Here is a 9593-nt window from a genome sequence, read left to right on the forward strand (position 1 = left end):
GCGCGTCGGTCAGTTCGTGTCGCCGCACCATAAGACGCGCCTGCCCGGCCCCAGCACTGATCCACCCACCCCAACAAGAGCCATCAGAAGCGCCCTAGGACTGCCTGCTTGTGGCTCTTGCCCTCGGCTCGCTTGCGGTCGTAAAAAGTCTTCGAGGTGGGACAGAAGCGGGCCGCGATCTGGGCGGAGAGGTAGAAGACGCGCAGGAGCCGACGGTGGTAGCGGTGTGGTCGGCGCATGTTGCCGCTGATACGTCCCGAGTCCCGTGGGACCGGTGCGAGTCCAGCGACGCCAGCGAGTCGGCCGGAGCTGCCGAAGACGTCCATGTCACCGCCGGTGCAGGCGATGAACTCCGCCCCCAGCAAAGGGCCCATGCTGGGCATGCTGAGGACCACTTCCGCGTCGCGGTGCTCGTGGAATCGGGCCGCGATCTGTGCGTCAATGCCAGCGATCTCTTCGTTGAGAGCCAGCACCGCCCTGGCCAGGGTGTTGACCACGGCCGCGGCAGTTTTCTCTCCGGCCACGGCGGTGTGCTGAGCTTGTGCCGCAGTGACTGCTGCCGAAGCCGCTCTGGATACGGGCCGTACCTGCCGATCGGCAGGTACGGCCCGATGAACTTCCACTCCTCGTCCGTCAGTTGTGCTCGTGTCACGCAAGAAGATCTACCGGTCCGGGCCCCGCCGCGAGAGCGAACCGCAGATCGATCACGATGCGAACTGCGTCCCCTGGAGCACCCCGGACACTGCAACGACTTCGCGATGTCCTCGTCGCCCGAATAGCTGATCCGGCACAGCCGGTGTCAGGACCAGGCGATCTCGCCATGACGGGAGACGAAGCGTCCGCTGCCGGCGCCGGGCTCCTCGGTGGCGAGGGCGACGATCGCGTCCGTGCCCTCGGTGACGGTTTGGGAGCCGCTGTGACCGTTGAGGTCGGTCGCGGTGTAGCCGGGGTCGGCGGCGTTGACGCGGATGCCCTTGAGTCCCTTGGCGTACTGCGTGGTCAACATCGTCAGCGCCGCCTTGGAGGAGGTGTACAGCGGCGCGACGACGTGCGACTCGGGCCGGGCGGGGTCGTGGGTGAGGGCGAGGGAGCCCATGCCGCTGCTGACGTTGACGATCACAGGGTCGTCCGAGCGGCGCAGCAGCGGCAAGAACGCGGTGGTGGTGCGGACGACGCCGATGACGTTGACGTCGAGGACGGCGCGGGCGTCGGCGGCGGTGAGGTCGCTGGGGTCGCCGACGGGGCCGTGCACACCAGCATTGTTGATCAGGACGTCGATGCTGCCCTCGTGTTCGGCGACGTTCGCGGCCGCGGCGGCCACGGACGCATCGTCGGTCACGTCGATGGGGACGTAGCGTGCGCCGAGCGCAGCGGCGGCCTCCTCGCCCTGCTCGCGATTGCGCGCTCCGACGAGCACGGAGTGGCCACACTCGATCAGGCGGCGGGCGGTCTCGCGGCCGAGACCTTTGTTGGCTCCGGTGATGAAGGTGATCGTCATGCGCTCGATGCTGGTCCCGACGAGGGAGGTGGACCAGGGCCGCTTCGACGGTAGGAAGACCAGTACCACCCTCGCGCCCACGTGCACGACCCGGGATGCAGGAGGATGGAGGTCATGTCGGCGATACCCGGAACCGGACTGGGCGTGATGATCCGCACGTGGCGGGACCGGCTGCCCCCGTCGGCCGCCGGACTGTCGGCCGCCTGCGGGCGCCGGACGGCCGGGCTGCGCCGCGAGGAACTGGCTGACCTGGCCGGAGTATCGGTCGACTACATCGTGCGCCTGGAACAGGGGCGGGCCACCACACCCTCAGCGTCGGTGGTGGCGTCCCTGGCACGCGCCCTGCAACTGTCCACCGCCGAGCGGGACCACCTGTACCGGCTGGCCCAGCTCGTACCGCCGGTGGACGGCACGATCGCTGACCATCTCCCACCCGGCGTGCAACGGGTGCTCGCCCGCCTCGGGGACGTGGCGGTCGCCGTGTTCGCGGCGGACTGGCAACTGGTGTGGTGGAACCGCGGATGGGCCGCCCTGCTGGGCGACCCCTCCGCCTCGCCGCCACGGCTGCGCAACTTCGCCCGCGACAGGTTCCCGGTGGACGCCGGCCCCGCCCGCCTCGCGCTGTGGCCAGTGACCGAGGCGGACCCCAACGCCACCGACGCAGCCGTCGTCTCCGACCTGCGCCGCGCCACCGGCCGCTTCCCCCAGGACAGCCGTTTGGCCGCGCTGATCCGCGATCTGAACGCGGGCAACAGGAGGTTCGCCGAGCTGTGGACGACCGGAGAGGTGGCCGCGCACCGCGAGGACCACAAGACCATCGACCACCCATCGGTGGGCCCGGTCACGGTGGACTGCGACGTCCTGACCGACGGCGACTCCGAGCTCAAGATCGTCATCATGACCGCCGTACCCGGCAGCGAGGACGAGACCAAGCTTCGGCTCACCGCCATCGCCGGCCCACCGGCCACCACACGCAACTGATCCGGCCTACGTGTCGATCGACCGGCCGCATGTGCGTGGCGAGCGCCGAATCACGACACCGACCTCTACAAGGAGAGGAACACCGCCGAGCGCCTGATCAACAAGCTCAGTGCCTGGCTGGGCATCGCTGTGTTCCTCAATGATCTGGACCGAAGACCTCACACCGGACCACCGACGATCACAACTCGATACGCGCCCTAGGACCAATGCCGTTGCCTTATCGATGCGTGGGCGTAGGCTGCTTTGCAGGGCGGGCCCGGGGGTGGTTCGGGTGGCTGCGAGCGTGTCTGAGTTATCGGGTCTTGGCCTGCTGACCTGGGTGTATCCGCCAGGGTTGGTGGATCGGGTGGTAGCCGCGTGCGGGCGTGCGGAGCGGCGTAAACGGCTGCTTCCGGCGCGGCTGGTGGTCTATTTCGTGCGGGGGCTGGCGCTGTTCTCTCCCGCTCCGTATCTGGAAGTGATGCGGCACCTGGTCGAGGGCCTGCGAGGGGCGGGACTGCTGGGTAACTGGCACGTTCCGGCGAAGTCCTCGCTGTTTCGGGCCCGGCAGCGGCTGGGATCCGAGCCGTTGCGGGTGCTGTTCGCCACGACCGCCAAGCCGATGGCCACGGAAACGACGCCGGGCGCGTTCTGGCGAGGCCTGCGGCTGCTGGCCGTGGACGGCACCTGCTGGGACGTCGCCGACAGCGAAGCCAACGAGGCCGCCTTCGGCCGTCCGGGCAACGGCCGCGGGACCGGCCGCAGCGCGTATCCCCAGGTGCGGATGGCCGCCCTGGTGGAAGTGGGCACGCATGCGGTGCTGGATGCGGAACTCGCCGGCTGCCGCACCGGGGAAGTCACCCTGGTCGGCCGCCTGCCCCGCTCGTGCGGGCCAGGCCGGCTCGTCCTAGCCGACCGCGAGTTCCTCGGCGTGCCGTTGTGGCAGGCGTTCACCGACACCGGCGCCGATCTGCTGTGGCGGGTGCCCGCCAACCGCGTTCTGCCGGTCACCAGGCATCTGCGTGATGGCTCCTGGCTCTCCCGGATCCGCGCGAGCAGCGGCCCCGCCCGGCACGAGTCGGTCACCGTCCGTGTCCTGGCCTACCAGTTGAAAGGCCAGGTCGGTGAAGGCGCAGCCGAAAGCTACCGCCTGATCACGACCCTGCTGGACGCGCGCCGGTATCCGGCCCGGCAACTGGCCGCGCTCTATCGCGACCGCTGGGAGATCGAGTCCGTCTTCGCCGAGATCAAAACCCATCAGCGCGGCGCGCGGGTCGTGCTCAGCAGCAAAACGCCCGAGGGCGTCCGCCAGCAGATCTGGGCGCACCTGCTGGTCCACCATGCGCTGCGCGAGCTCATGGTGAGAACGGCTGCCACCCGTGGCCTGGATCCCGACCGCATCTCCTTCACCGAGACCCTGCGTTCCGCCCGGCGCAGCGTGACCGTCACACCGGGCAGCTTTTCCCCCTGACCTCCTGGTCAGGACCCTGGTGCTGCTCCAGCAGGACCTCCTGGAACGACTCCTGCCCGTCAGACGGCTGCGCAGCCAATCCCGCGTCGTGAAACGCAAGATGTCCAACTACCGGCTCAAACGACCTGAACACCATGCCTGGCCGCAGCCAACCCGCACCGGCACCCAAGCCATCCGCATCACACGACCCCAACCCGCAAACCCATAACGCAACGGCATTGGCCCTAGGACTCACTTCACCGGGAGGCGTCGCTCCCGTTGAGGCCGGGAGCCAGGTCCGGAGTTGTGTTCGGCTCGTCGGGACGCCCGGCCAGACAGCGTTGTGCAAGAGGCTGGCGGCCGTCTCACTTGACCGGTGACGGCAAGTGTCACGCCTGGACGGTGGGGCGAACGTTGATCTCGCCGATCTCGACGTCGCTGGGCTGCTCGATGGCGAAGGCTACCGCGCGGGCGACCGCCGCCGGAGGGATGCCCACCGCGTCCATGTTCTTGCGCGTCTGCTCGCGGATGCTCGGGTCTGCCATGGAGTCGGCGAGATCGGTGCGGATGTATCCCGGCGAGATGGCTGTCGTGCGCACCACCCCGTCGGTGGACTCCGTGCGCAGCCCCTCGTGGACCGTGCGCACCGCGTTCTTGGTCGCGGCGTAGACAGCCATCGAGGGGGACACGCCGGACAGGCCGGCCACGGAGACGATGCTCACCAGGTGGCCCGAGCCTTGCTCGCGGAAGGCGGGCAGCGCGGCGGCGACGCCGTTGAGCATGCCGCGAAGGTTGACATCGATCATGGCCGACCAACTCTCGGTGTCGAGGTCGGCCAGCGGGCTGATCGGGGCGATGCCGGCGTTGTTTACCAGTACGTCGATACGGCCGTACTGGTCGATGGTGGTGGCGACCAGGCGCTGCAGGTCCTCGGCCTTGGTGACGTCGACGACGCACGTGGCGGCACGGCCGCCCTGCTCCCGGACCTCCTGCGCTATGGCGTCGATGCGCTCGCTGCGGCGCGCTGCGAGGACGACCGTAGCGCCGCGCTGGGCGAGTAGCCGGGCCGTGGCTTCGCCGATACCGCCACTCGCTCCGGTGATAGCGACGATCTTGCCGTGAAGAGAGAGCACTACTGCCTCCAAGTAAAGTGGACACGTGTCCGCTGCATGGCCAGCCTACCGGACACGTGTCCACTTGTAAGAGCCGGAACATCAGGAGAGGCTCATGAGTGCGCCAGCACGCCGTCCGGATGCGGTGCGGAACCGGACCCGCATCGTTGAGGCTGCTCGCGCAGCCCTCGCCGAGTCCCACCACGTCCACCTCAACGAGATCGCCAAGCGCGCCGGTGTAGGACAGGGAACGCTCTACCGGAACTTCCCCAACCGCGAAGCGCTCCTCGCCGAGGTCTACCGGCGCGACGTCGAAGAACTCGTGACCGCCGCCTCCGCTCTACTGGCGGAACACGAGCCCGTGGAAGCCTTGCGTCACTGGCTCGACCGAGTGATCGACTACGCCGAGATCAAGTACGGCGTCCTGGCAGTGCTCGAGCCGGCAGCGTGGCAAGACCTTGTCGCCCACAGCCAGAACCCCATCGAAGGCGCTCTCAGCCACCTGCTGGACGCCGGGAAAGCAGCCGGTTCCATCCGCACGGACGTGGACGCCCGCGGGGTCCTCCTGCTCATCGCCTACCTCGGCCGACTGGACCGAGATGAATGGGAACCAACAGCACGGCCTCTGATGAACGTCATCCTCGAGGGCCTTCGCCGAACAGGACGCCGACCGGCGAGGGCAGCAAACCCGAAGACATCCTGAAGAGCAACCGCAGCATCACCAAATAGCAGAGGAGAGACGTCGACTCCGCCACCGAGCGGTGTCAGTTCTCATCGACATTTCACTGCTCGGTGATCGACAAGTGCTGCCCCAAACTCGTCGACAAGTGGTGGCCGCTCCCACCTACGAAGCCACCTGGCTCTCTGCGGAAACGTAGGGCAGGCGTACGAGCGGCTGGAGTCCGGCGAGGTACTGGATGCACCCCGGGTCAGTTTGAAAGCTGCTGAGCGGATGGTGTGGGCCGCGTGGCGGACCCGGCACGGGCGCGTACGGCGGCCCCGCCGGCACCAGCTGGCGGAGCACGCAGCACTGGTAGTCGGGGCCCTGCGCGCCATGGAGGCCCGACAGGACAGCGACGCCGATGCAGGGAAGGTCTTCGAGGACACGGGTATGGGCCGAACCTACCTATCAGCAGGAACGGCTCGATTAACACCCACTCGTCATCGGAAAGTTCAGACCGTGCCATACCAGCGTTCTCTCGGATCAATATCTCGACATGGCCTGCCGCCGTAATCTCGAACGCAGCCAGAACCGGGTACCGCTGCCTCTCGCGCGGGTGCCGTCTGGTCAGGTCACTCAGGTTTCGACACCCGTCGGCGGCTGATGACGACCACGAGGCCGCCGACGACGGCGAGGGCCGTCAGGACGGTGCCGAAGAGAGTTGCTCCGTCGGTCAGCCCCACGGCGTCGCTGAGGTAGCCCGCCGATACCGGCAGGAGGCCGGCCGGGATGTAACCGCCGATGTTGAGAGCCGCGTTGGCTTCGGCCAGCCGCTGCGGCGGGACGGTGGAGTTGAGCAGGGAGAGGCCGCCGAGCTGGCCCATGCCCTGACCGGCGCCCGCCAGCAGCGCGGAGGCGATGAGTACCGGGACCGAGGAGGTGTGCACGGCGATGATGAGCGTCACCATGCTGAGGGTGGTGCTGACCGCTCCGGCGGTCAGGATCGCGCGCCTGCGCAGCTTCTGGACCGCGAACTGCACACCGGTGGCGGCCAGGAACATGACGAACGCCATGGCTCCGGCGACGATCCGGCTGGTGGTGCCGAGCAAGCCGGCCAGCAGTGAGGGGCCGAGCGAGAGCACGAAGGACGTCGCGGTGATGCCGGGTGCGAACACCGCGATGCCCAGGGTGAGTTGCAGACCGTTGCCGCGCGGGACGCCGGGCACGCGCACCCATGCGCCCTTCACGGGTGCCGCGGGACGCCGTACGGGCATGCGCAGCACAGCGAGGATTGCGGTGACCAGCAGCGCCATCTCCACGACGAAGATGGTGACGGTCGGCGCGGGAAGGGTCTCGGAGAGGATGCCCGCGAGGAGCGGTCCGAGGCCGGCCCCGAAGACCATGGCGCAGGAGGCGAGCAGGGCCGCGAGCCGTTTGCGGTCCTGGCCGGCCACGTCGGTCACGGCGGCCATGCCCGCGGAGACGACGGCTCCGACGGCGATGCCGGTGAACAGCCGGGCCACGATCAGCGCGGGCACAGTGGACGCCGTGGCGAAGATCAGGCAGGCCGCTACGGCGAGGGCAAGCGCGGGCAGCAGCACGGGCTTGCGCCCGATCCGGTCGGACACGACGCCGGAGACGAGTAGGGAGCCGAGCAGTCCGACGATGTAGAAGGCGAAGATCACAGTCAGGGTGCCCTTGGAGAACCCGATGTCGCGCTGCCACAGCACGTACAGCGGGGTCGCCGCGTTGGACAGGACGAAGACCGCGGTCACCGGCCACGCCGCCAGCCACACCCACCAGGTCGGAGCCGCCGAGGCGCTCGCGCGCTCGTCCACGCCTGGGCGCTGCTGTCCTCCTGCCGCCTTCACAGGCACTGTTCGACTCTCCGACACGGCCGCTCCCTCCAGCTAGCGCAGTACGAGTTAAGTCGAACATAGCATGCAGTACGATTGAAGTCGTACAAGTGATTCGGGTGGTGAGGAGCTGTCTATGCCTTCGACGGTGAGTCCGGTGCCGGCCATCAAGGTGCTGCCGGAGCCTGCGGGGCTGCCCGAACCGCTGCCTGAGCCGGCGGTCGAAGACCTGCGGCTGGAGACGGTGCTGGGTGCCCTGAGCGACCCACTGCGCCTGCGGATCGTGCGAAAACTCCTCCTGGAGTCGGAGAAGTTCGACCATCCCTGCGGCTGGTTCGGCCTAGACCGCCCCAAGTCCTCTCTCACCCACCACTTCAAGGCCCTGCGCGAGGCGGGTATCACCCGGCAGCGTCAGTACGGCCTGGAGCGCCGCAGCCACGTACGCATCGCCGACCTCAACGTCCGTTTCCCCGGTCTCCTGGATCTGGTAGCGGCATGGACGCCAAGCGCGCACTGACCCAACGCGAGGTCTGCGTCCGCCGCGGACGAGGAGAAGGCTCGTTCCACGGGCAGGCTGAGGACTTTCTCTCTTCGCCTCACGCGGCGGAGACGTGAATCCGCAGGCGAGTGCCGCATCCTCGCCTGGCGAGCCTGACTTCAGACCGGCTGCGAAAGCGCGCGACCATCAGCGGCCCTTCTTCACGCCCGCAGCCGTCCTTGCTCCCAGTAGCTCCGACGCCGCCACATGATCACAACAAGGAACAGGCCCTACGACCGCCGATGAGCGGACGGGGACCGCCATGTCGCAGCCCAGCGCAACCTCTTCAACCGCATGCTCGGCTGCCTCCACCACTGCCTCACCAAGCACACTCCCTACGCCGAGAACGTCGCCTTCCCACCTCGCCCCGCACCTGCTCTCGCCGTCGCCGCTTGACGCCGCAACCGCATCGGATGTCTGATCTGCGACGGGAAGAACACCCCGTTCAAGGTCATCACCACCGCGGCCAACGGACCGCCTTCCGGCCTCGCGTAAAAGAAGAGCTGCTCGCCCGGCGTCATCTTGAAGCGGTCGAGAGATCCGTTCAGCCGATGGTGAAGCGCTGGTTCTGGGCGCCTCGGTCACAGCGGCCCGTGCGGTAGTAGCCGTTGTCCTGCTGGTAGAGGCAGCGGCCCGTGCCGACGCTTTGGAGCATGATGGCGCTGCGGGCGGCGGGCTGGACGGTGCGCCACTTCTGGTATGAGCCGCCGTTACAGCGCAGGGGGTAGACGTCGCCCCGGTCATTGCTGTCGAGGCAGCGGCCCCAGAAGTTGTTCTTAAGAGTGGTGCTGGTGTTGAGGCGGCCGTTCCACTGCCACAGGAGGCTGCCGCGTCCGGTGGTGCAGCGGTCGCCCTTGAGGCCGGTTTCGGAGGTCTCGCGCAGGCAGTCACCGTAGCGGTAGTTCGCGAAGCGGCTGGTGGCGGTGGCAGCCGAGGCGGGTGTGGGGGTGAGGAGGGGGAGGGCGAGGCCGGCTGCGGCGATGAGGGCGGCGAAGGCTTTCCGAGTCGGGCGGCGCACTGAGGGTCTCCTTACAGTGGTTTTCAGAGGTACCTCGACAGGATCCCCGAACACCACCGCCTACGCCTGAAAAATGGGGAAAACCCCCGGATCGAGCCGCTCATGCCGGCCGATCCGGTCCGGGGACGGCGCTGGGCCGATCACCGCGGCACGCTCGAGGCCATCGCGTGGAAGTACCGCACCAACTCGCCCTGGCGGGACCTCCCCGAGGAGCTCGGCTCGTTCCAGACGGCCCACAAGCGGCTGATCAGGTGGGCCGTCGACGGCACGTGGGAGAAGATCTTCGCCGCCATCCTCGCCGCAGCGGATGCCGTCGACGACATCGGCTGGACCGTAGTGATCACTAATCGGACAGACACATCCGATCAACTGACCAACCCATCAAAGAGACACGCTCTAGCCCCAATGCCGTTGCCTTATGGGTCTGCGGGTTGGGGTCGTTTGATGCGGATGGCTTGGGTGCCGGTGCGGGTGGGCTGGGGCCACGCGTGGTGCTCGGC

General features: G+C 68.1%; 9 protein-coding genes and 2 pseudogenes. 6 read left to right on the forward strand and 5 right to left on the reverse strand.

The genetic code is table 11. The features are described from left to right. Nucleotides 1–95: 95 nt before the first annotated feature. Nucleotides 96–557: pseudogene (locus OP79_RS47405) on the reverse strand (transposase); the annotation flags it as partial. A gap of 242 nt (nucleotides 558–799) precedes the next feature. Next, nucleotides 800–1498: an SDR family NAD(P)-dependent oxidoreductase gene (locus OP79_RS47410; protein ID WP_033329440.1), complete on the reverse strand. Its 699-nt coding sequence runs from the start codon at nucleotides 1496–1498 to the stop codon at nucleotides 800–802. Nucleotides 1499–1612: 114 nt separating this feature from the next. Here OP79_RS47410 and OP79_RS47415 point away from each other — a divergent pair, with 114 nt between their 5' ends. Together OP79_RS47415 and OP79_RS47420 are read left to right on the forward strand one after the other, a co-directional pair. Next, on the forward strand, nucleotides 1613–2479 hold the full coding sequence (locus tag OP79_RS47415; protein WP_078492512.1) for a helix-turn-helix transcriptional regulator: 867 nt from the start codon (nucleotides 1613–1615) through the stop codon (nucleotides 2477–2479). A 271-nt stretch (nucleotides 2480–2750) separates the two neighbouring features. Continuing rightward, nucleotides 2751–3929, forward strand: a complete 1179-nt coding sequence (locus tag OP79_RS47420; RefSeq protein ID WP_245685725.1) for an IS4 family transposase — start codon at nucleotides 2751–2753, stop codon at nucleotides 3927–3929. 368 nt (nucleotides 3930–4297) lie between these two features. Here the strand turns inward: OP79_RS47420 and OP79_RS47425 are convergent, their stop codons facing one another. After that, nucleotides 4298–5041, reverse strand: a complete 744-nt coding sequence (locus OP79_RS47425; RefSeq protein ID WP_033329435.1) for an SDR family oxidoreductase — start codon at nucleotides 5039–5041, stop codon at nucleotides 4298–4300. A 94-nt stretch (nucleotides 5042–5135) separates the two neighbouring features. On the opposite strand from OP79_RS47425, the gene OP79_RS47430 reads away from it, so the two are divergent. Continuing rightward, complete coding sequence (locus tag OP79_RS47430) at nucleotides 5136–5723, forward strand: TetR/AcrR family transcriptional regulator (protein ID WP_051745822.1); 588 nt, start codon at nucleotides 5136–5138, stop codon at nucleotides 5721–5723. Between the two features lie 590 nt (nucleotides 5724–6313). Here OP79_RS47430 and OP79_RS47435 read toward each other — a convergent pair. Next, a complete protein-coding gene (locus OP79_RS47435) occupies nucleotides 6314–7519 on the reverse strand; it encodes an MFS transporter (protein ID WP_245685726.1) in 1206 nt (401 codons plus the stop codon). A 154-nt stretch (nucleotides 7520–7673) separates the two neighbouring features. On the opposite strand from OP79_RS47435, the gene OP79_RS47440 reads away from it, so the two are divergent. Continuing rightward, nucleotides 7674–8054, forward strand: coding sequence for an ArsR/SmtB family transcription factor (locus OP79_RS47440; protein WP_051745824.1), 381 nt, complete (start codon nucleotides 7674–7676; stop codon nucleotides 8052–8054). Between the two features lie 273 nt (nucleotides 8055–8327). Further along, nucleotides 8328–8471 (forward strand): annotated as a pseudogene (locus tag OP79_RS57770) (IS110 family transposase); the annotation flags it as partial. A gap of 148 nt (nucleotides 8472–8619) precedes the next feature. Here the strand turns inward: OP79_RS57770 and OP79_RS47445 are convergent. Then, nucleotides 8620–9093: an RICIN domain-containing protein gene (locus OP79_RS47445; protein ID WP_033329437.1), complete on the reverse strand. Its 474-nt coding sequence runs from the start codon at nucleotides 9091–9093 to the stop codon at nucleotides 8620–8622. Nucleotides 9094–9195: 102 nt separating this feature from the next. Here OP79_RS47445 and OP79_RS57775 point away from each other — a divergent pair. Next, on the forward strand, nucleotides 9196–9593 hold a 398-nt coding region (locus tag OP79_RS57775), incomplete at its 3' end, for a transposase (RefSeq protein WP_245685727.1).

It is taken from the genome of Streptomyces yerevanensis, assembly GCF_000716805.1.
GTDB classification, from domain to species: Bacteria; Actinomycetota; Actinomycetes; order Streptomycetales; family Streptomycetaceae; genus Streptomyces; species Streptomyces flaveus.

Excerpts from the sequence above, each read along its gene's own strand:
- OP79_RS47440 (WP_051745824.1), top strand. The coding sequence starts at position 7,674 with ATGCCTTCGACGGTGAGTCCGGTGCCGGCCATCAAGGTGCTGCCGGAG.
- OP79_RS47430 (WP_051745822.1), top strand. The coding sequence starts at position 5,136 with ATGAGTGCGCCAGCACGCCGTCCGGATGCGGTGCGGAACCGGACCCGC.
- OP79_RS47415 (WP_078492512.1), top strand. The coding sequence starts at position 1,613 with ATGTCGGCGATACCCGGAACCGGACTGGGCGTGATGATCCGCACGTGG.
- OP79_RS47410 (WP_033329440.1), bottom strand. The coding sequence starts at position 1,498 with ATGACGATCACCTTCATCACCGGAGCCAACAAAGGTCTCGGCCGCGAG.